17 protein-coding genes are annotated in these 21,139 nt (G+C 63.0%); 7 read left to right on the top strand and 10 right to left on the bottom strand.

From position 1 onward, the window contains the following. Positions 1-46 precede the first annotated feature (46 nt). On the bottom strand, positions 47-1,786 hold the full coding sequence (locus tag IEY38_RS19440) for a Na+/H+ antiporter NhaC family protein (protein ID WP_188980409.1): 1,740 nt from the start codon (positions 1,784-1,786) through the stop codon (positions 47-49). Positions 1,787-1,888: 102 nt separating this feature from the next. On the opposite strand from IEY38_RS19440, the gene IEY38_RS19445 reads away from it, so the two are divergent. Next, on the top strand, positions 1,889-3,754 hold the full coding sequence (locus tag IEY38_RS19445) for a DEAD/DEAH box helicase (RefSeq protein ID WP_188980411.1): 1,866 nt from the start codon (positions 1,889-1,891) through the stop codon (positions 3,752-3,754). Between the two features lie 12 nt (positions 3,755-3,766). On the opposite strand, the gene IEY38_RS19450 is transcribed toward IEY38_RS19445, so the two are convergent. From IEY38_RS19450 to IEY38_RS21420, 5 genes are all read right to left on the bottom strand, one after another. Further along, complete coding sequence (locus IEY38_RS19450; RefSeq protein ID WP_188980413.1) at positions 3,767-4,375, bottom strand: class I SAM-dependent methyltransferase; 609 nt, start codon at positions 4,373-4,375, stop codon at positions 3,767-3,769. A gap of 116 nt (positions 4,376-4,491) precedes the next feature. After that, positions 4,492-5,985, bottom strand: coding sequence for a globin-coupled sensor protein (locus IEY38_RS19455; protein WP_188980415.1), 1,494 nt, complete (start codon positions 5,983-5,985; stop codon positions 4,492-4,494). Positions 5,986-6,121: 136 nt separating this feature from the next. Then, positions 6,122-8,566, bottom strand: a complete 2,445-nt coding sequence (folP, locus tag IEY38_RS19460; RefSeq protein WP_188980417.1) for a dihydropteroate synthase — start codon at positions 8,564-8,566, stop codon at positions 6,122-6,124. Between the two features lie 190 nt (positions 8,567-8,756). After that, entirely contained in the window at positions 8,757-9,161 is a 405-nt protein-coding gene (gene ribH / locus IEY38_RS19465) for a 6,7-dimethyl-8-ribityllumazine synthase (protein ID WP_188980419.1), read from the bottom strand. 287 nt (positions 9,162-9,448) lie between these two features. Continuing rightward, positions 9,449-9,691, bottom strand: coding sequence for a hypothetical protein (locus tag IEY38_RS21420; protein WP_229775389.1), 243 nt, complete (start codon positions 9,689-9,691; stop codon positions 9,449-9,451). Between the two features lie 523 nt (positions 9,692-10,214). On the opposite strand from IEY38_RS21420, the gene IEY38_RS19475 reads away from it, so the two are divergent. Then, positions 10,215-11,285 carry an alkaline phosphatase family protein gene (locus IEY38_RS19475; RefSeq protein ID WP_229775392.1) on the top strand — a complete coding sequence of 357 codons (1,071 nt, stop codon included), beginning with the start codon at positions 10,215-10,217 and terminating at the stop codon, positions 11,283-11,285. Between the two features lie 119 nt (positions 11,286-11,404). On the opposite strand, the gene IEY38_RS19480 is transcribed toward IEY38_RS19475, so the two are convergent. The 4 genes from IEY38_RS19480 to purH all read right to left on the bottom strand — a co-directional run bounded on the left by IEY38_RS19480 (position 11,405) and on the right by purH (position 15,458). Then, positions 11,405-12,121, bottom strand: a complete 717-nt coding sequence (locus IEY38_RS19480; RefSeq protein WP_188980429.1) for a hypothetical protein — start codon at positions 12,119-12,121, stop codon at positions 11,405-11,407. A 42-nt stretch (positions 12,122-12,163) separates the two neighbouring features. Further along, on the bottom strand, positions 12,164-12,703 hold the full coding sequence (locus IEY38_RS19485; protein ID WP_188980431.1) for a hypothetical protein: 540 nt from the start codon (positions 12,701-12,703) through the stop codon (positions 12,164-12,166). Between the two features lie 36 nt (positions 12,704-12,739). Then, on the bottom strand, positions 12,740-13,726 hold the full coding sequence (locus IEY38_RS19490) for a formate/nitrite transporter family protein (RefSeq protein ID WP_188980433.1): 987 nt from the start codon (positions 13,724-13,726) through the stop codon (positions 12,740-12,742). Between the two features lie 151 nt (positions 13,727-13,877). Continuing rightward, complete coding sequence (gene purH, locus IEY38_RS19495; RefSeq protein WP_188980435.1) at positions 13,878-15,458, bottom strand: bifunctional phosphoribosylaminoimidazolecarboxamide formyltransferase/IMP cyclohydrolase; 1,581 nt, start codon at positions 15,456-15,458, stop codon at positions 13,878-13,880. A 145-nt stretch (positions 15,459-15,603) separates the two neighbouring features. Between purH and IEY38_RS19500 the strand changes: the two genes are divergently transcribed. The 5 genes from IEY38_RS19500 (at position 15,604) to IEY38_RS19520 (ending at position 21,130) form a co-directional block, all read left to right on the top strand. Next, positions 15,604-16,158: a hypothetical protein gene (locus IEY38_RS19500; protein WP_188980437.1), complete on the top strand. Its 555-nt coding sequence runs from the start codon at positions 15,604-15,606 to the stop codon at positions 16,156-16,158. 248 nt (positions 16,159-16,406) lie between these two features. Continuing rightward, positions 16,407-17,474 carry a zinc-dependent alcohol dehydrogenase family protein gene (locus tag IEY38_RS19505; protein ID WP_188980439.1) on the top strand — a complete coding sequence of 356 codons (1,068 nt, stop codon included), beginning with the start codon at positions 16,407-16,409 and terminating at the stop codon, positions 17,472-17,474. Positions 17,475-17,607: 133 nt separating this feature from the next. Continuing rightward, a complete protein-coding gene (purB, locus tag IEY38_RS19510; RefSeq protein ID WP_188980441.1) occupies positions 17,608-18,990 on the top strand; it encodes an adenylosuccinate lyase in 1,383 nt (460 codons plus the stop codon). Between the two features lie 95 nt (positions 18,991-19,085). Further along, positions 19,086-20,393 carry an MFS transporter gene (locus IEY38_RS19515; protein ID WP_188980443.1) on the top strand — a complete coding sequence of 436 codons (1,308 nt, stop codon included), beginning with the start codon at positions 19,086-19,088 and terminating at the stop codon, positions 20,391-20,393. 92 nt (positions 20,394-20,485) lie between these two features. After that, positions 20,486-21,130, top strand: a complete 645-nt coding sequence (locus tag IEY38_RS19520; RefSeq protein WP_188980445.1) for a phosphoribosyltransferase — start codon at positions 20,486-20,488, stop codon at positions 21,128-21,130. Positions 21,131-21,139 lie beyond the last annotated feature (9 nt).

A 21,139-nucleotide genomic window follows, 5' to 3' on the forward strand; every position in this document is an offset into this window, starting at 1 on the left:
CGAACGGCGTTCAGACGCGCTGACGACGCGGACAAATCGCCACCAGTCAGTACGGGATGACGCGGAATCCTTCGGGAAGCACCAGTCCGAACACGAGGAACAGCGCGGCCGCGATACCCGCCGCCATGAGGGCATAGGGTGCCTGGCTCCTGACGTGGACCATGTGGTCGCTTCCGCTCGTTGAGGAGGCCAAGACGGTCGTATCGCTGATCGGCGAGGTGTGATCACCGAAGATACCGCCACTGAACACCGCGCCGAGGACGAGTGGGAGGTTCGCGCCCGTCGAGAACGCCAGCGGGATGGCGATGGGGAACATGATGCCGTAGGTCGACCACGATGACCCATCGGAGAAGCTGACAAACGACGTCACAAGGAAGACGCCGACCGGAATGATGAACGCCGGCACGCCGCCGAAGACGTTCGTCACGAACGACGAGATACCCAGTATCGTCACCGCGTTCTGGATGGAACTGGCGAACATCAGGATGACAGCCGCGAGGAGGATGCCCTTGAAGCCGACCATCATCGCATCGGTCGCGTCGTCGTTGGACGGGATGTCGCCCTTCCAGCGATACAGCAGGAAGCCGACGATGAGTGCTGAGAACGAGGCGAGACCCAACTGGACGCCCCCGATGTTGAATGCCCACGGCCCGCTCGGCGGCGTGATTAGCTGCCAACTGCCGAGCTGGAGCAGCGTGGCCCCCATCCCTTCCTTCCCCTTGACGTAGATGACGGGGCTGGCCCGCCAGAACATCGCACCGAGGCCGACGACGATCATGGTGACAATGGGCCAGGCGAAGTTCCGCCAGTCCGGCGTGGCGGTTTCGGACACCTCGTACTCGTCCATCTCCGCGGAAATCATCGGGTCGGCATCGTCGCCGACGACCTTCCCCTCGTTTCTCGCTCGGGACTCCTCGGTTCCCATCCCGTAGATGTTTGGCACGACTTGCCACGCGACGAGGCCAGCGAGGCCGAGCGCAATCCACGAATAGAAGCCGGTAAACAGCGTGTTGAAAAACAGCGGCCAGACGGCCCCGGTCGCCGCGGTGACCTGCTCGCCGCCGGTGTTCACGAAGTTGGTCATGCTGGCCGGGAGCGTTCCCTGCTGCTGTGCCTCGACGAGGCCGCCCCCGATGAAGCCGACCATTGCCGCGCCCCACGTTGAGTAGAACGCAAGCCGGGACGCTGGTGACCCCGCCGAGTCGACGTAGTAGGCCAGTTTGGCCCGTGACACGTCGAACTTGTCTGTCAGCGGGCGCATCATCGAGCCGACCACGAGGCAGTTGAAGTAGTCGTCGATGTGGATGGCGATACCGGCCAGAAATGCGGCTTTCTCGGCATCTGCGGCGGAATCGGCTCGCGCCACCAGCGCCTCCAGCACGCCCTGGATCGCCCCGGCTCGGATCATCAGTCCGATCAGCCCGCCGATTGCGAAGATGGCGAGCAGGACGTTCTTCACGTACCACTCCCCGAACAGCGGGGCCGTGGCGATGATCTCCGGAACGAGCTTCAGCCCGAAGATACCTCCGAGTACGATGCCACCGACGCCGACTGTCCAGGGACTCCCGTCGTCGGCCTGTGGCTGGATAGTTGCCACTTCACCGCCAGCGGTGATCAGGTCCGACGGGACCCCAACAGCCTGAGGATGTAACGCGCCGACCAGCATGCCTGTGATGACGATGCCTACGAACAGCCCGATAAGCGCGTCCCGGGTGTACCAGGCGAGACCGATGGCGACGAGCGCGGGAACGATCGACCACGGTCCAGCCGCGATTCCCTCAACCATGCCGGCAGGTCTAGGTGGCGCTATATTAAGGTATGTATTCGCAACCGCCTCAGTGAGTGTCCAGACGAAACCCGTTTGAGCGTCGACACCCTCCAATCAGTAGTGACAGCTGAGGAGCCAGCCGACCGAGACGACGACTCGGACCCCGCCACGGAACTCGAACTCGACGCCGTCTACGACGCTATCGACGCCGTCGGTCGTCCGCACCTGACGGCGACGGAGTTCTCCCGAAAGACGGACCTGACACCCGACGAGGCGCGGGCAGAACTGGAGCGTCTCGCCGACGACGGCGACATCGAGCGCCAGAACGTGTCCGAGGTCGAGTCTGTATGGTATCCGACAGACATCGCCGAGGTAACTGACCGAGAGCGTGTGGTCCTGTTTCCCGACCGCAGGGAGGTCGTCGTCGAACACCCCGACCAGTTCACGCGGGCACAGCTCTCGCAGTTCGCCCGCCTGCAGGACACCAACCGCTCGGGCGGCTACGTGTACGAACTCCGCGAGGAGGACATCTGGGCCGCACCGCACGAATCCCTGGAGGACCTGCTAGCGACGATGCGGGACGTGCTGGGCGAGCGCTCGCCCCACCTCGAAGAGTGGGTGACGAGCCAGTGGGAACGCGCCCGGAAGTTCCGCCTGAAGACCCACGAGGACGGGTACGTCGTGCTCGAAGCCGACAGCGACGACCTGATGGGGAACGTCGCCCGGCCGAAACTCGACGACGACCACCTCCGAGCCCCGATTTCTGACTCCGAGTCGTGGGTCAACGAGGACGCGACCGCCGAAATCAAGCGCACGCTGTACGAGGCGGGGTATCCGGTCCGGGACGACCGTGACCTCGAAACGGGCGACGCCATCGAGATGGACCTCCGTCTACGCCTGCGAGACTACCAGCAGGACTGGGTGGAGCGGTTCACCGAACAGGGCTCGGGCGTGTTCGTCGGCCCGCCCGGGTCTGGCAAGACCGTCGCCGCGATGGGTGCGATGGCCGCTATCAGCGGCGAAACGCTGATTCTCGTCCCCTCCCGTGAGCTCGCGACCCAGTGGCACGACGAACTGGTCCGGCACACTTCGTTGACCGACGACGACATCGGCGAGTACCACGGCGGCGAGAAGTCTATCCGCCCCGTTACCATCGCCACTTACCGGACCGCGGGGATGGACCGGCACCGGAAGCTGTTCGACCAGCGCAAGTGGGGCCTCATCGTCTTCGACGAGGTCCACCACGTCCCGTCGCCGATTCACCGCCGAAGCGCCGATCTCCAGACCAAACACCGCCTGGGGCTGACCGCCACGCCGACCAGAGAGAGCGACGACGAGGAGGAGATATTCACGCTCATCGGCCCGCCCATCGGCACGGACTGGGGCAAACTGTTCGACGAGGGCTACGTCGCCGAGCCTGAGGTCGAAATCCGCCTTGTGCCGTGGGGGAACGAGACCGAACAGTCCGAGTATAGCTCTACCTCGGGCCACGACCGCCGGCAGGCCGCTGCCAGCAACACCGGGAAAATCGACGAGATCCGCTACGCGCTGGCCGAGAACCCGGCCGCAAAGGCGCTGGTGTTCATCGAGTATCTCGACCAGGGCGAGGCCATCAGCGAGGCCATCGATGCGCCGTTTATCAGCGGCGAGACGCCACACGCCCGCCGGGAGAAGCTGTTTGACGAATTCCGCCGTGGCGAACTGAACACGCTGGTCGTCTCCCGCGTCGGCGACGAGGGGATCGACCTGCCGGACGCCGAACTCGCGCTCGTCGCTTCTGGTCTGGGTGGGTCCCGTCGGCAGGGCGCACAGCGGGCCGGGCGGACGATGCGCCCCGCCGGTGACGCCCGGATGGTCATTCTTGCGACGCGAGGGACGACGGAGGAGGACTTCGTCCGCCGGCAGATGCGCCACCTCGCCTCGAAGGGCATCCGCGTGACAGAGACAGAGGCCGAGGCCGTCGAGCCGCCGGTGAAGACGGAGTGAGCAGGCGAGGAGCTACGCTCGCGCCCGGAAAAACGCGAACACCCCACCGAGTTCGTCGTCGACGGTCTCGACATCGGTGACGGAAAAGCCGGCCTCGGTCAGTAGCTCACGATTGCGCTCGCGGCCGTGGAAGCTCCAAGCCATCTCAGTATCGGTCCCTAACCAGTCCTCGTTGGTGCCTTCCCACTGTTCGTCGCCCAGCGCGGCCAGTAGCCGACCGCCCGGTTCGAGCACGCGCTCGAACTCGCCGAAGACAGCGGCGTGTTCCGCTCGCGGGACGTGGATGACCGCGTGCAGTGAGACGACCGCATCGAACGTATCTGCCGGGAACGGCAGCGCCGCCAGCTCTCCCTGACAGAGCCGCGATCCGGGGAGCCGCTCGCCTGCCATCTGTAGCTGCTCACGAGAGATATCCAGCCCCGTGACGGTGTGATCGGCTGCGAGAACGTCCATCGCGGGCGTCCCAGCGCCACAGCCGGCATCGAGAATCCGGCTCTCGGCGGGCAGCCGATCCGCAAGGTCCGCGACCAGATCGCGCTCGCGACCCTCGCCGTCACGCTGGGCTGCGTATGCCGCGGCGATATCGTCGTAGCCCTCGCGGACGATGTCGCGTCGGTTCATACGCGGTGCTCTCGACTGTCCGGAATAGCTCTTTGGGTGGTGTGTGAGCGGGGACACTCCGGGCACCCTCGCATACACGGCTGGCCGGCGATTGAACTTCCGGCGTATAATCGAAGTTACGCCGTATCTGTGTCGAGTCGCCGCGCGGTCTCTGCCACGTCCTGAATCTTCTCCGTCTGCTTCTCATTCGTCGCCGCGAGGTCGTCGAGCTGTGCCGACATCTCGTCGATGCCGTTCGACAGTTCGTCGACCATGCTGGCGACTTCTTCTGTCGACGCCGCCTGGTCGTCGGTCGCTGCGGACACCTCCTGAATGCCCTGTGATGCCTCGTTGACCGCCGAGACGATCTCTTCGAGTCGTTCGGCTGCCGTCTCGACCTGGTCGATACCCTCCGTTACCTGCTCGGTCACAGTTTCGAGGCTCTCGACGGCGTCGACGGTCTCGTCCTGAATCTCCGTGACGGTGTCCTCGATCTGGTTCGCGTGTTCCTGTGAGTCCCCGGCGAGCGTTTTGATTTCGTCGGCGACGACGGCGAACCCGTCGCCCGCTTCCCCGGCGCGGGCAGCCTCGATGGAGGCGTTCAGCGCGAGCATGTTGGTCTGGTCCGCGATGTCGTTTATCACTTCGACGATGTCGTCGATCTCGTCGGCCTGCTCCTGTAAGCCCGCGATGTCAGCCGACACCGTATCGACGGCGTCGTCGACATCGTTCATCATGGCCGCGGCCTGCTGTGCGGCTTCGTTCCCGCGCTCAGCTTTCTGCTCGGCCGATGTGCTGGTACTTGCGACCTCCTCGGCGGTCGAGGCGATCTCTTCGATTGTCGCGCTCATATCCGCGACCTCGCCCGCCACTTCGTCCATCGACTCGGACTGACTCTCGGCGGCGGCGTTAATCTGCTTGTTCGTCTGGGCGACCTCCTCGGCGGAGGTGCTCAGTTCGTCGATAGGCTCCTGCAGTCCGCTTTCGACTTCCTGCATCAGCGTCTGCTGGTCATCGATTGCCGATTCCAGACGCTGGCTGTACGAGTCGATGTAGGTGTCCATCGCGACCTGCTGGTCGAGGTTGAGCAGTTTGAACACTGACAGCGCCCGCGACTGCATTTCTTCGAGGGCCTCGTCCCGGGCAGCGTCGCCCGATTGCAGGTCTTCGACGATTGTCCGCAGGAAGTGTTCGAAATAGATGGTGTAGGCCCCAAGATAGATCTTCGGGCCGAGGTCGAGCATATCGTGAATCTTCCCGATACGGGCCCGGTTCTCGAAGTACTGTTTGTCGTAGGTCCCGGCGACGAGGTCCCGGAGGTACTGCGACTGTGTGTTTTTGAGCTGGTCGACTGACTTGGTGGACCGTCCAAAAATCTCGACAGTCTCGTCGAACGACTGGAGGTGATCGTAGAAGTCGTCGACGACAGATTCCGCCCGGGCGTTCGTCTCATCTGCCATCGCGGTGAGATTGTCGGCGTCAGACTCGTCAAATCCAGTAAAATCCTTCCGCCAGCGTATCTCCCCAGCGTCCAGTCCGATACGATCGGTCAGTGTCCCGCCGTCGACGCCAGACCTGTCAGATTCAGTGATACGTTTCCGAGAGCCCGTACTCTCGCTCTGGAATGCCATGGAGAAGAGTCAACCGACATAGGGGTTATATGTTCGCCCCTGATTCTCACCATTGAGAAATATAAAAATGGTGGCCAAATATTTGGGTTGTCGGTCACGTCTGGCGATTATCCGGCCGCCTGTTTAGCAGTCAGAATCAGTCCTCGAACTTCTGTGGATCGCGGGCTGCCTCGGCGACGCGAACGGCGGCAACGTTCTCTGGGACGTCGTGGACACGAACGATGTCAGCCCCCCGCTCGGCCGCTAGCGTCGTTCCGGCGATGGTCGCCTCCAGACAGTCGCCCGCCTCCTGTCCGACAAGCCCGAACAGCGACTTGTGGGAGTGGCCCACCAGAATCGGGCAGCCGAGTGCCTCGAACTCCGGCAGTCGGTCGAGTAGTTCGAAATCTTCTGTGGGCGATTTCCCGAAGCCGATGCCTGGATCGACGATAATCTGGTCGCGGTCGAGCCCGGCCTTCTCCGCGAGCAGAACGCGCTCGGTCAACTGGTCGATGCAGTCCTCGACCACGTCGTCGTAGTGGATATCGCTGTCCGGGTCGACTGGCGTCTCGATGGAGTGCATCACGACCACCGGCACGTCGTACTCAGCGGCGACGAGGCGCATCTCCGGGTCTTCGAGCCCGGACACGTCGTTCAGGATGTCTGCACCGGCATCGAGCGCTGCTCGCGCGACAGGAGCTTTCCGCGTATCGACGGAGATGGCGACGTCCAGCTCCGAGAGCGCCTCGATAACCGGCACCACGCGGTCGATCTCCTCCTCGACCGGAACCGGCTCGGCACCGGGACGGGTCGACTCCCCGCCGATGTCGAGGATGTCCGCACCGGCCTCAACCATCCGCTCGGCGCGGGCGACGGCGTCGTCAGTGGCGTTGTACTCGCCGCCGTCGTGGAAGGAGTCCGGGGTGATGTTACAGATGCCCATCACGGCCGTCCCGTCGTCCCAGGGATACGCTGCCGTCGTATCGGGCGCTGGCTGCTGGATAGACAGCGCCGCCCGTAGTTCGTCGGCGAACGACGCGAGCCCGTAGGACTGGCCGTCGAGTTTCCCGGCAAGCCGCCTGTACTGGGCCATCGTCGCCATCGTGACCACATCGATTGACTCCTCGTCCTGACTGCTCAAGCCGGAAATCGCACATTCGCCGCCCAGCGACAGCAGTTCCTCCTTGAGGTACTGGGCCTGTCGTGGCTGGACGCGAGTGTGCAGGACGCGGTGGACGCCCTTCCCCCGCATCCGCTGGGTCCCGGCTGCGGTGACGTGAGCGCTCTCGATGGCCTCGCGGGCCTCGGCCAGCGAGTCGACCTGTTTAGGGACCAGCGAGCGTGACCAGTTGGTCCGGGCCTCCCGCACAGCGTACAGCGATCCCACCACGAGGACCGCATCACCGGACTCCGCGGCGTCGAGTGCGATATCGAGCGCCCCTGTAACGTCACTACGCGTCTCAACTGTGGCGTCGGTCGCGTTCTCCACCGCGGTCGCGACGACGTGGTGGGACTCCGCCCGGTCGACGTTCGGCCGGCAAGCGACGACGTGGTCCGGGTCCGGCAGCGCCGCGGCGATGTGTTCGTGGTCCTTGTCCACCATCGCGCCGATGACGACGTGGAGGTCGTCGTAGTCGAACGAGGACAGCGTTTCGGCGGTGCGCTCGATGCTTCCGGGGTTGTGCGCACCGTCAAGGACGACTAGCGGCGACTCGTTCACCACTTCGAACCGACCGGGCCAGTGGGCGTTTCGCAGACCGCGTTCGAGGTCCGTTTGTGAGACATCCGCGACCTGCCGACACAGCGTGGCCGCGATGCCGGCGTTCTGTGCCTGGTGTGCGCCAAGCAGCGGGAGGTGTGTATCGACGCTCCAGTCTGGACCGTCGACCGAGATTGCCCCTTCCAGCCCCTCGCGACCGCCGTACGTGGCCGTCACGTCGTCGTCGTCGTCTTCGCCGACAGTCACAACGCTGTCGGCGACCTCACGGACGGTGGCCAGCGCGTCGCCAGTCGTCCCGGTCACCAGCGGCGCGTCCTCGGGGGCGACGTGGGCCTTATCGTGGGCAATTTCCTCGACAGTATCGCCGAGAATGTGAGTGTGTTCGAGCGTCACGGATGTGACAGCGCTGGCGACCGGGTCGACCACGCTCGTGGCGTCGTATCGGCCGCCGATACCGACCTCCAGAACCGCGACATCGACGTCCTGACGGTCGAACTCCCACAGCGCCATCGCGGTCATCGTCTCGAAAAACGTGGGCGAGTCGTTGGCTGCGCCCTGTTCGGTCACGTACGTCCGGACCGATTCGACGAACTCGACGAGGGCGGCCTCGGAGAGCTTCCGCCCGTTGATACGGATCCGCTCACGCACGTCGTCGAGATGCGGCGAGGTGTACAGCCCGACATCGAGGCCGGCTTCCCGCAGCGTTCGTTCGACCATCCGCGCGGTGGACCCTTTTCCGTTGGACCCCGCAATCTGGACGCAGCGAAGGCCCTCATGTGGGTCACCGAGCGACGATAGCAGGTCCTGCGTGGCATCAGTGCCGGGTCGCGGGGCGAACCGGCGCAACTCGAAGAGGAAGTTCGCGGCCTCGTGGAACTCCATGGTCGGGCTATCGGAGCCGTTCGCTTTAGCCTGTCGGACTGTTGCGTGTTTCGGGCCAGAACGCCCGCTTCCTTACCAGTAGTTGGTAACCGGGTTTCTGTATTCAGCTAACCCTCTGAAACTGAAACGGCCGTATCGGTCAGTGCAGGAAAGAAGACAGCAGTGCGATGAAGATACAAACGACACTACGCTACGGTAGTTCTTTGACAGTTTCAACGGCAATCGGGATGGCTTCAACGCCATATTCGATTCGCTCGGATGCCTCCGTCGAACTCATCCCTGGTCCGATTATCCCGAATGCCACGGGGGTATCACGCTGGAGGCTCACGTCACTCAGTTTTCGAGCTGCGGTATGTGCGACAACCTGATCGTGGTCTGTATCACCGGATATTACAGCCCCTAACACGGCAACCGCATCAATCTCGTTCCGGCGTGCAAGGCGGTCAGCGGCCAGTGGGCTGTCATAGACCCCTCGAACAGACACCGTCCGAGCGATCTTGGCATCCAGTCGTGAAGCCTTATTGAGCGCCTGTTCTTCCATTGACTCCGCAATATCCTCGTAGAATTGAGCAATGACAAGGCCAAGTGATACCATTGCGAATCAGAAGTTACCACCTTTCCACAAATGTGTTATGGATCTCAATTTTGCGAAGGCCATATATCTATTTGTCAGTCGTTGTTACTCCGTTCGCAGGCTCACTGAGCGGGCATTTCACCTCTTCTGCTGAGTAATGAAACCGTATTGGCACAGCTAACCAACACAAAGGCTACTTTCTCACCCTGTGTTGGTTAGCGTACGAGCCACGAAGAAAACGCCCACCAAGCCCTGTCGGCGTTGGAGCGGATCAACGTTGAGGCACTCGACCAGGACGCTCGCGATGCCTACGAACTTTGGTGGGGCACGATCTCGTCCGCGTCGTCGACGACCAAGCGGAAGTCGGCGAACTCGTGGCCGGAGCGGTAGTTGTCCAGCAGCACCGCCACGAGGAGCGTGTGGTACTTCAGACTCGTGTAGGGGTAGTAGACGCTCTCCGTGAACGCCGAGACGATGTTGCTGTCCAGCCACGCCCGATGCATCGTTTCTGGGTCGTTTTCGGTCAGGAGGTCGCGCACGGCGCCCTCCACGCTGTTGTGCGTGAAATCCTGTGGGTCGTACCGACTCTCGCCCTCGACGAGCGACAGTCGAAAGAGCGTCTCGTGGTTCCCGACGGTCTGCTCAGGCTGGCCGCTGGGCCGGCTGAGTGCCGACGCATCTCCGTCCGCGCCGTGAGGAACGCTGGTTCACGGGAACGCCCGCGAACGTCTCTGGGGCGCAGTCGTGCGGCCGGCCGTTCATCTTGTGAGCACTATCACCAAATGAAGAGTTCGACAAGTCCTCGCCTCTCACTCGCTATACGGGACCGCCGTAATAACTAACCCCGTCGGTGATTTTATTGACTCATATATCGAGTAACTACCCGTGCTCCAGACAGAAATAGAGGGGTATCTTCGGGAGCAGTATCAAGAGGGCACAGCGCTCTATCCGGCATACGACGACTACTGCTTCGCTAATATTCCTGGTACAGCCGCAAGCGTTTTGAACGTCGATGTCGGACCAACGCTCCCTAACGACGTGTTCGGTAATATCGAGCCTTCGGCCGAACACGTCGTGGTTATTTTGTTAGATGGCCTCGGATGGAAGCGTTGGCAGCGAGATTCCGACGACCCGGTCGTTTCGAGTGTCTCGGAGCAGGGTGTCGTGACTCCCCTTACCAGTATTGTCCCCTCCGCAACGGTAAGTGCTATCACTACAATTCATACGGCACGTCCGGCTGGCACTCACGGTGTGTTTGGGCGTAGTTCCTACATTCCGCCTCACAATAGCATCGTACACTCGTTCTCGTTTTCAGAACACACAAACACGTCGGCGGCGTCGTCAACTCCATCTTTTCCACCGCGTGACCTCATCACGGCCGATCCGATCTATCCACGTCTAGAGCAAGCCGGAGTCCGAACACAGATAATTCAACCAGCCCCAACTCTTGGAACCAATTATGCGAACGTCGCCTTCCGGGGTGCCACCCAGATGCCGGTCGAAGGACCAGCAGAGACAGCAGCTAAGCTCAGAGAAGTACTCGAATCGGCCACTGCTCAGACCTACACTTACGTCTACCTTCCACAGATCGATACAGTCACCCACGATCAAGGTCAGGATTCAGAGGCGTACCATCGAACACTGGCCGACATTACACGCCCGTTCAAACGCGAGTTGGGTGAGAAATTAGACGCCGAGACAGCGGCCGACACACTCGTGTTTGTCACCGCCGACCACGGGATGATCGATATGGAACCAGGCCCGCCTGGCTGCCTCGACCTCCGAGACATAGAGGCCGTCTACGACAATTTACGGCGAGTTAATGGTGTGCCTGGGATCTACGGAGCCCAGCAGATGACACACCTCTTGGTTGATCCGGAAACGCAGGACACAGTGATTACAGCCCTCGAACGAGAGAACGTTGACGTCTACCTGAGAAAGACTATCGAGGATGGTAGGTTCTTTGGCGGTGGCTCAGCTGTCGAACAGCGCTGTGGGGATCTTGTTATTACGCATCGGGACCACAAACTCATCCACGACTGGGCCGAATCCGTGATCCCGACTATCGGTCAGCACGGCGGGTTGAGACCGGGAGAAATGCTGATCCCGTTCGGTGTGATCCGTGGGTCGAAATTAAAAACGTGAGCCTGAATCTCGCCAGATTGCTCGATGGGCAGGCTCACTGAGCGGGCGTTTCACCTCTACAGCTGAATAAAGACAGTATATTGGCAACTACTGTTACCTATCGCCACTACCGGTGACAACTACGCCTGGTCGCTCCGGTCACGCGTGGCCCACCGACCGAGCGCGCTCGACAGAATCAGGAACGCGGCACCCAGCAGCGGTGCCGGGTCGATCTTCGCCCCCGGACGCTCGTCTGCGTCCGTCTCAGTTGGCTCCGGCTCCTCTTGCTCCAGAGTGCCCATCTCGGTCGCCGACCCGGCAACGCCGGCCGGTTCGGTGTCTCCACTGCTGTCCTGCTGTCGGTACCCGGACTCACTTTGTGGCATTTCTCCGGCCAGCGCAGTTTCCTCCGCCTCTGGAGTCGGCGTGTCCTCGGTCTCTTCTACCGCTGCTGGTGGCTCGAACTCTGTGTCGGTCGGCGACGGCGTGTCGACGCTCGGCTCAGCCGGCGGTGGCGTCTCGCTTGGACGTTCCGTGGCCCATTCCGACGTGTCCTCGTCGGTGCTACCGACATCAGTTTCGGCAGTGTTGCGACGGCGGTACCACCAGAGTCCGGCTGTCGCCGCGCCGAGCGCGATCAGCGACAGCCCAGTGCCGAGCAGCCCCCACTGCCGCCACAGTGACCCGAGACGGTCCGTGAGACCGGGACCGGAATCCTCCGTTGCAGCCGGCCCTGCTGATCCAGACGCGGGGACAGCAGTGGCGTCGTCGACAACGGCAACGCCGGGAACAGCGTCAAGCACCGAGGCGACGGCGTCCCGTTCCACCTCGACTTCGAGAAACGTGGGTGTGTCCATATCTGACCTGTTGTCGGGCGAGTATGTAAAACCCGCTCAGTACTATTCGCGGGCCGGTTCGTACTCGGTGTCGGTTGTCGTGGTCCGCGACAGTTCCGTCTCGATATCGGCGTCGGCCTGTAGTTCAGTCTCCGGGTCCTCGTCTTCGCCGAGAAGCGCCTGCAGTTCCCGCTCGTACTCGGCTTCGGAGAGTTCTCCCTCGACGTACCGGCGCGTCAACGCCTCGTGTCGCTCCTCGATTGTCGGCTCCGGCGGTGCGAACACGTCTGAGAGGCCGAGCGATGCCAGCGGTGGCACAACGGATTCCAGACGGTCGAGCCTACCCGCGACGCGCTGGCTCTTCGGCACCGACGCCCGTCGGGCCAGCGCACGGACCAGCGCGACCGAGAAGACGATGTCGACGCCCACGAGCAACAGTGTGCCAAGCAGGAATCCGGCGAAGGTCTGGACGACCGCGCCGCCACCGAGGAGCGCCCCGACTGTTGCGACGACACCGACGATTCCCAGCCCGACAGTCCCAAGCGTCGTCAGAACGACGGCGGCAAACAGAAGTAGCAGCCGGTTATCTCTCACCCAGTTCACACCAACGATAGCCGGAGGGCGTTGAAATGGTTTGTGTCAGGGTTCTTCTTCTCGCGATTCCGGCTCGCTCCGGGGAATTTCGTCGGTCGCCGGCACGTACGAGCGACCCGAAGCGGACCACCCGCCCCAGATCCACTCCCGGATGGTAAGCTGGCGCTTGGAACCCTGATCCCGCGCTGTTTCGAGCCGTCGTTCGGTCGTATGGAAGTAGTTGACGACGGTCACGAGGACGACGCCGCCGACGGAATTGCCGAGAAGTACTGGGAGAACGAACTGCCAGAGGCCAACAGACAGCGCCAGTTCGCCGATGAACACCAGGTAGAACATCTCTGTCGCGGAGACGACGACGTGATAGAGGTTTCCGAACGGAATCGCCAGAAAGGCGATGTAGATCAACATAAGCCGAGAGATACTGTCCCGCAACGAGTAGTCGACCCAGACGACGCCAGCGACGATGAGGCCGGCGAACACCGCCTTCGAGAACAGTGTTAGCTGTGACGTTGCGATAGCTTTCTGCGCGAAGCCGGCGGCGGCCGCCGCCGCGTCGTCGGAAAGAACGTTCGTCGTCGCCAGTGCGAGCGCGCCGAGCATCCCGCCGAAGATGTTCGAAACCAGGACGACGCCCCAGATGCGAAGCATCGACGGGATGCTCGATAGTCGTTCGAGGACGAGCGCGACCGGCGGGAGCGTGTTCTCGGTGTAGAGCTGGTAATCCCCGAGAATGATGAAAATAAACCCGAGTGGGTACAGTAGCGCGCTCAGTATCGGGTCGCCGCCGGTCGTGCCGTACAGCGACGCGTACAGCAGGAACGTCACTGTGATAGCGAACCCGCCGGCGAGCCCGCTGAAAAAGAGTTCCCGGGTTCCGGACGTCACCTCCTCGTCGGCTGCGACGATGATACGCTGGAATATCTCGTCGGCGGAGAACCGGTCACGGATGACGCTCCCACCCGCTGGGGCACCGCTTCGAGAGACGTCCACGGCATCGCGGACGGCTTCCTCCCTGTCGTTGTTGTCTGCCATCGAAACCCGGTTCAATAGCTGGTAGCAAACCTCTTTCGTTGCCGACAATCAGCCCGGCGAAGCCGTAAAAAGTCCGCCGTCAGTCATGTCTGAACCACCGATAGACTCGCTGCACTCGACTATCGAGGTTCAGCCACTTCCTCGGTACTGCTCAGTCGTGTCTGAACGACCGCTGCCCAGTGAACACCATCGCCATATCGTGTTCGTCCGCGGCCTCGATGACGCTCTCGTCGTTCTTCGAGCCGCCAGGCTGGATAACAGCCTCGATGCCGGCGTCGGCGGCCTCCTCGATGCCGTCCGGGAACGGGAAGAAGGCGTCCGAGGCCATCACCGCGCCTTCGGCGTCCTTCCCCTCGGCGTGTTCGTCGGCTTTCATCGCGGCCAGTCGGACGGCGTCGACCCGTGACACTTGCCCCATCCCGATACCGACCGTCTCCGTCCCCTTGGCGAAGAGAATGCCGTTGGACTTGACGTGTTTGAGCGTGTGCCAGGCGAACAGCAGCGACTCGATCTGCTCGTCGGTCGGCTCGCGTTCGGTGACGACTTCGAGGTCGTCAGCCGAGAGGTGCTGGGTGTCCCGCTCCTGCACGAGTCGGCCACCGACCAGTGGCTTCTCGGTCAGGCTATCTGTGACCTCGAAGTTCTCGTTCACATCGAGAACGCGGAGATTGTCCTTCTCGAACAGCACATCGAGCGCGGCGTCGGTGTAGCCGGGCGCGACGACGACTTCCTTGAACGAGTCGATGATCTGCTCGGCGGTGGCGGCGTCACATTCGCGGTTCAGCGCGACGATGCCGCCGAAGGCGCTCATCGGGTCCGTCGACAGCGCCTTCTCGTAGGCGTCAGCCACGGTGTCAGCAGTCGCACAGCCGGCCGGGTTAGTGTGTTTGATGACTGCGGCGGCTGGCTCCTCGAACTCCTTAATGAGGTTCAACGCGCCGTCGGCGTCGTTGTAGTTGTTGTACGACAGCGCCTTCGCGCCCTCGTTGAGCTGGTCGGCGTGGACGACGCTGGCCTCCGAGACGGTCGTGTCGGTGTACAGCGCGGCGTCCTGATGCGGGTTTTCCCCGTAGCGAAGATTCGACGCGAGGTCGTCCGAGACGATGCGACGGGCGGGGAAGTCGCCGCCGTCGTCGCCCTCGACAGAGACTGTGCCTTCGTCCCAGTCGATGGTGACGCGGTCTTCGGCAAACCACTCGATGACCCGCGGGTAGGCGGTGAACTCACCCTCGTAGAGCACGCGCTCCTTGAGTCTATCCTCGTCGTCGTCCTCGAAGACGGGGATGGGTTCCTGCGTGACGATAGGGCCGCCGTCGACGCTCTCATCGAGGACATGGACGGTACAGCCCGTCACCTTCACGCCAGCCTCAAGGACCTGCTCGTGGGCGTTCGCCCCGGCGAAGTTCGGCAGGAGACTCGGGTGGATGTTCAGCGCGGTCGGTGTCTCGTCCAAGAACGTCTCGCTGAGGACGCGCATGTAGCCGTCCAGCGTGACGAGATCGAAGTCGTACTCCGAGAGCGCGTCGAGAACGCGCTCCTCGTGGGACTCGCGCGACTCGTCCGCGCCGCGCTCGACGACTTCGGTTGGGATGCCGCGTTCGGCGGCTGCTTCGAGTACCGGTGCATCTGCGTCGTTAGTCAGAACGACCGCGAACTCTGCCCCGCCCGGGGCGCGGTCCGCGATGTTCATGAGATTTCGGCCGCGGTTGCTGGCCATACCGGCGAGTTTCATGTGGGACTGACCGACCGGACCGTGCAAAGTTGTTGCGAAACCCCCGGGCACTCTGTCGTATGTGACCGAGACACACTATTTATGTCCGTGGTGTCGGCGTCTATCGGTCCGGTGTACATTTGTAGTCCGCCACCAACTCGCCCGTATGGCGAAGCTTCGGTGTCAGCGCGCTGGCGCGGTCGCTGCCGTTGGCGGTATCATCTGGATCGGCTGGGCCGCGGCGCTGTCCGCGACCGGCCAGACAGCCACGAGCCTGCCCATCATAGCCGGAACCATCGCCTCCGCACTCGGTGTCGTAGCCGGCCATTATGCCATCGAGGATTTCTACGGTGCACGGATGAAGCGACCGGGGACCATCGGCGCGTGGGCCGGCGGCCTCGGTGGTCTCGTCTTCGCAGCCGGACAACTGGTTCGCCTCCTCAATGGCGGCGGCGAGGCAGTCATCGGAATCGGCGTGCTCGTGCTGGTCAGCGGGTCACTGCTGGTCGCCGCTGGCCTCGTCAGGACACGTATCCAGCCGCCGTGGCTGGGCGTGTTGCTGGGAGCCGGGACCATTGCGTTTCTCGGGTTCGGGATCCAGCCAGCGACGGCGACTGTTTATGGCCTCGCGTGGGCTGCACTTGGACAGGATCTCTACCGCTTCGACCCGCCGGACGGCCGCTTCGGCGACGCCGAGGCCGACTACGGCTGGCTGACCTGAAGATTGCCCGCCAGCGAGACCATCTCTTCACTCTCTTTCGAAGGCACTTCGATGGAGACGGTTATGAGTATATCTGACAGGTTTCGACGGATTTGGCAAATGTGGATGAGTATTTGGAAGTAGTCTGAATGTATCTTGTAAGAACTACCACCCCTCAAAATGAGGGTATGGACACCTCTCGGCGACACACATATTGTAGTTTAAAAACCATAATATTCATTAGTAAGATATCCAATGTTAATACTGTAATGCAGGCAGTACTACTAGAAGAGTTTCAGGAACCGCTAACAGTACAGGATGTCGAACGCCCCGAGCCGGAGCCGGACGGTGCCGTCGCCGAGGTCATCGGCTGTGGCATCTGTCGGTCCGACTGGCACTGCTGGCAGGGGGACTGGGACTGGTTCGGCTACCGGCCCGACCCGCCACACGTCCTCGGCCACGAGCCGACAGGCCGAATCGTCTCTGTCGGTGAGGACGTCGAAAACGTCGAGGAGGGTCAGGAGGTCGCAATTCCGTTCAACTTCGCCTGCGGGAACTGTGACCTCTGTCGGAACGGACGCGAGAACATCTGTGAGAATCACATCGGCCTCGGGTTCATGAACCAAGCTCCAGGTGCGTTCGCCGAGGAAGTCCACATTCCCAACGCCGACCTCAACGCTGTTCCGCTCCCGGACGGTATCGACGCCGAGTCGGCCGCCGGCATGGGCTGTCGGTTTATGACCTCGTTCCACGCGATGGCCCACCGGGCACCGGTCAGTGCCGGCGACGACGTGGTCATCCACGGTTGTGGCGGCATCGGGCTCTCGGCGGTCCACATCGCGAACGCCCTCGGCGGCAACGTCATCGGGGTCGACCTGATGGACGAGAAACTGGACCGTGCGGAGGACCTCGGCGCTGTCGCCACCGTCAACGCACAGGAGGTTGACGACCCCGCCAAGGCGGTCAGAGATATCACTGACGGCGGGGCCGACGTGTCAGCAGATGCCCTCGGTATCGCGACGACCTGCCAGAACGCGGTAAACTCACTGCGTAAGGGCGGCACGCACGTCCAGATCGGACTGACCACCAGCGAGGAGGAAGGGATGGTTTCGCTCCCGACCGACGAGTTCGTCGCCAAAGAAATCGACTTCAAAGGGTCGCTCGGCCTCCAGCCGTCGCGGTACAGCGAAATGCTGGACATGGTGGAGTCGAGCAAACTCGACCCGACGGCGCTGGTCGAAGACACGGTCGACATCCATCAAGTGCCCGACGAACTGGCCGCGATGAGCGACTACAACACGGTCGGTATCCCGGTCTGCAACGAGTTCAGCAACTGACGGCGCGGCCTCCTTTTTTACCCGAACCCCGACGCACCACCCTTCCCGCCGTCACGCCACGCGTCGCTGCCGCACCACGCCGCGATTGGGGGAGAACGACACGCTTTTTCGCGCCTCCCGCGCACACTCGGGTATGACAGAGAGAGGGCCACTGGCCGCCGTTTCGCCGCTCGACGGCCGATACGCCCGCTACACCGAACTGCTCGTCCCGTACGCCAGCGAGCGGGCGCTGATGCGCGCCCGCGTCGAAGTGGAAGTCGAATACCTGATCGCGCTCGCCGACCTCGACGCCACGCCGCTGTCGATCAACGACGACCAGCGCGCGACACTCCGGGCGCTGTACGAGGCGTTCGACGACGAGGACGCGAGCGTCGTCAAGCAACTCGAAACTGAAGGGTACGGGGAGTATTCGGCGACCAATCACGACGTGAAGGCCATCGAGTACTTCATCCGGCTGGGGATGCCCGATGACCTCGACGCCGACAACTGGATTCACTTCGGGCTGACCAGCGAGGACGTGAACAACCTCGCCCAGCGGCTGCTGGTCAAGCCCGCCGCCGAGGAGGTGCTGGTACCCGAACTCCGCGAGATTCGGGATACGCTGGTCGAGATGGCCCACACCTACGCCGACGTGCCGATGCTCGCTCGCACCCACGGCCAGCCCGCGACGCCGACGACGTTCGGCAAGGAGATGGCCGTCTACGCCTCGCGACTGGGTCAGGCAATCGGGCGCGTGGAGCGGGCCGCCAAGGGCCTCTCCGGAAAGCTCGCCGGTGCGTCGGGAACCTACGCGGCTCACGTCGCCGCCTACCCCGACGTGGACTGGCCGATGTTCGCCGAGTCCTTCGTCAACGACCTCGGCCTGAACCACGAACCGCTGACGACGCAGGTCAATCCCTGTGACGACCTTGCGGTCCTGTTCGACGCGCTCCGGGGCGCGAACAACATCTTGCTTGACCTCGATCTGGACGTGTGGCTGTACGTCTCGGACCGCTACCTCGGTCAGGAGGCCGTCGAAGGCGAGACGGGGTCCTCGACGATGCCCCACAAGGTCAACCCCATCGACTTCGAGAACAGCGAGGGGAACCTCTCGAAAGCGAACTCAGACCTTCGCTTCCTCGGCGACTACGTCACGAACTCCCGGCTCCAGCGGGACCTCTCTGACTCGACGGTCAAGCGCAACATCGGGGCCGCCTTCGCCCACTGTCTCATCGGCTACAGCAAGTGCCAGAACGGGCTGGCGAAGGTCGTCCCCAACGAGCAGGTAATGGCCGACGACCTGGCTGCGACGCCGGAGATAATCGGTGAGGCCGTCCAGACGATTCTCCGCCGCGAGGGGTACGCCGATGCCTACGAGCAGGTCAAGAAGGCGACACGGGGCCGCGAGGTCACCATCGGGGACTTCCACGATATGTTCGCCGATCTCGACGTGAGCGACGAGGTGCGGGCCGAACTGGAAGCGCTGACGCCGACCGATTACACGGGCATCGCGGAGCAGCAGGCCGACGACAGCTGAGGCTCGCTGTCTGGCCGACGCCGTTCTTGAGTCGATACGCCCCACCTGCGGGCGAACGCAACTATCAGGAGTGTGGCCACCTTCATTGGCAGTAGATGGTTCTCGGCACTGACACGCGGGTTCTGACGCTGGCGTTCGCCCGGATGGCGGACGCACTGGGCAACTCGTTTCTCATCATCGTCCTCCCTCTGTACATCGCTAGCGGGCAGGTGTCGCTCGCCGGTATCGCCGGCCAGCAGGTACTTGGCCTCACGCTCCAGACGGAGACGCTGATCGGGCTGGTGCTGTCCCTGTTCGGCCTGCTGAACAGCTTCGGTCAGCCCTTCACTGGGCGGCTCTCGGACCGGACCGGGCGGCGCCGGATATTCGTCCTCATCGGACTGGTGCTGTTCGCTATCGGGAGCGCGGCCTACCCGTTCCTCTCCTCGTACTGGACGGTGCTCGCCGCGCGGGCGTTCCAGGGGATCGGTGCGGCATTCACGATTCCGGCGACGGTCGCGCTGGTCAACGATTACGCCGCGAGCGACGCCGAACGCGGTGGGAATTTCGGCGTGTTCAACACTTTCCGGCTCATCGGCTTCGGCTTCGGACCGATTATCGCCGGCGTCGTCATCACCGGCGGACTCGCGGCGAACGACGTGGTGACCTACCGGTTCGCTGGTACTGCGATATCGGGCTTCACCGCCGCCTTCGCTGTCGCCGTGCTAGGCGCTGTTGTGAGCTTTGCCCTCGTGTGGGCCCTGATTCAGGACCCGCCGTTCGAGGCGGAGGCCGGAAAAGACCTCTCGATAGCGATTCTGGACCGGGATGGTGAGGGGCTGGACTCGGTGTTTGTCCTCGGCGTCGGGACGTTCATGATGGCGTCCACTATCGCGCTGTTTGCCACGCTCGAAGGACCGGTCCGGATGCGGCTGGACGAGTCGACGCTGTTCTTCAGTGTTCAGTTCGCCGCCGTTGTCATCGCGAACGTCGTCTTTCAGGTGCCCATCGGTCGAGCGAGCGATCGGTTCGGCCGGCGGCCGTTCATCGTCGGCGGATTCGTCATCCTCGTCCCGTCGGTGTTCGCACAGGGGATCGTGACAGGCCCGTGGCTCATGCTTTTGGCCCGATTCGTTCAAGGGATCGCCGTCGCGCTCGTGTTCGCCCCGTCGCTCGCACTGGCCGGTGATCTGGCCGGCGCGCGCGGGTCCGGAACGACGCTGTCCGTCCTGACGATGGCGTTCGGTCTCGGCGTCGCTATCGGGCCACTGGCGTCGGGCCTGCTGTACAACTTCGGGTCGTTCAGTACGCCCTTCACTGCCGGTGCCGCGCTCGCGTTCGTCGGACTCGTTCTGACGTACTCGCAGGTCGAGGAGACGCTGGACCTCGGGCAGGGGTCGGACCAGCCGGCACCGCAGGACTGAGTACGAGGACTCCACTCGACTGCCTGGCCGGCCACCAGCCACAGACACCGCTAACCGGAATGATTAGGATGCACGATCTCATATAATGTGGTATGTTCACAGACCGCTCGGATGCGGCGCAACAGCTTGTAGCTGCGCTGCGCCGGCGGGATGTCGTCGGCGATATCGTCGTCACGCTTGCACCGAACGGCGTCCCCGTCGGCAACGTGGTCGCTGACGCGACCGGACTCCCGATGGATGTCATCGTCATACAGCGTATACGCGCGCCGAACCATCCGGACCTGACTATCGGAGCTGTCGCGCCGGGGGGCTTCTCGTGGATCAACAGCCCGATGATGCGGTTTCTGGACGTGAACTGGGAGTACATTCAGGAGGCGAAGACGCACGCGAGCGACACCGTCGAGTCGCGAGCGGTCGACTACGGCGAGACGTGGGGGCCACTCGATGTGGCCGGCAAACGGGTGTTGCTGGTCGATGACGGGATTCCGACGGGTGCGGCGATGCGCGTCGCAATCCAGCGCCTCCGGAAGGCAGGTGCGAACGAGGTCATCGCCGCTGCCCCTGTCGCACCGCCGGACGTGCTTGAGGAGGTGCAGCGATGGGCCGACGACGTCGTCGTCCCGCTAAAGCCGGCGGCGTTTCAGGCCACTTCGGACTACTACGAGGAGTTCGACAGTGTGACAGACGAAGACGCGACGACAGCGCTCTCTGATCTCGTCCAGCGGCGGTCGGCGTAGGCCACGAAG

The sequence above is a fragment of the Haloarcula sebkhae genome (assembly GCF_014647415.1).
In the GTDB taxonomy this organism is placed as follows: Archaea; Halobacteriota; Halobacteria; order Halobacteriales; family Haloarculaceae; genus Haloarcula; species Haloarcula sebkhae.

What these genes read in the sequence shown, in the direction of transcription:
- IEY38_RS19440 (WP_188980409.1), bottom strand. Translation starts at nt 1,786, where the DNA reads ATGGTTGAGGGAATCGCGGCTGGACCGTGGTCGATCGTTCCCGCGCTC.
- IEY38_RS19450 (WP_188980413.1), bottom strand. Translation starts at nt 4,375, where the DNA reads ATGAACCGACGCGACATCGTCCGCGAGGGCTACGACGATATCGCCGCG.
- IEY38_RS19455 (WP_188980415.1), bottom strand. Translation starts at nt 5,985, where the DNA reads ATGGCATTCCAGAGCGAGAGTACGGGCTCTCGGAAACGTATCACTGAA.
- folP (WP_188980417.1), bottom strand. Translation starts at nt 8,566, where the DNA reads ATGGAGTTCCACGAGGCCGCGAACTTCCTCTTCGAGTTGCGCCGGTTC.
- ribH (WP_188980419.1), bottom strand. Translation starts at nt 9,161, where the DNA reads ATGGTATCACTTGGCCTTGTCATTGCTCAATTCTACGAGGATATTGCG.
- IEY38_RS19480 (WP_188980429.1), bottom strand. Translation starts at nt 12,121, where the DNA reads ATGGACACACCCACGTTTCTCGAAGTCGAGGTGGAACGGGACGCCGTC.
- IEY38_RS19490 (WP_188980433.1), bottom strand. Translation starts at nt 13,726, where the DNA reads ATGGCAGACAACAACGACAGGGAGGAAGCCGTCCGCGATGCCGTGGAC.
- purH (WP_188980435.1), bottom strand. Translation starts at nt 15,458, where the DNA reads ATGAAACTCGCCGGTATGGCCAGCAACCGCGGCCGAAATCTCATGAAC.
- IEY38_RS19500 (WP_188980437.1), top strand. Translation starts at nt 15,604, where the DNA reads ATGGCGAAGCTTCGGTGTCAGCGCGCTGGCGCGGTCGCTGCCGTTGGC.
- IEY38_RS19505 (WP_188980439.1), top strand. Translation starts at nt 16,407, where the DNA reads ATGCAGGCAGTACTACTAGAAGAGTTTCAGGAACCGCTAACAGTACAG.
- purB (WP_188980441.1), top strand. Translation starts at nt 17,608, where the DNA reads ATGACAGAGAGAGGGCCACTGGCCGCCGTTTCGCCGCTCGACGGCCGA.
- IEY38_RS19515 (WP_188980443.1), top strand. Translation starts at nt 19,086, where the DNA reads ATGGTTCTCGGCACTGACACGCGGGTTCTGACGCTGGCGTTCGCCCGG.
- IEY38_RS19520 (WP_188980445.1), top strand. Translation starts at nt 20,486, where the DNA reads ATGTTCACAGACCGCTCGGATGCGGCGCAACAGCTTGTAGCTGCGCTG.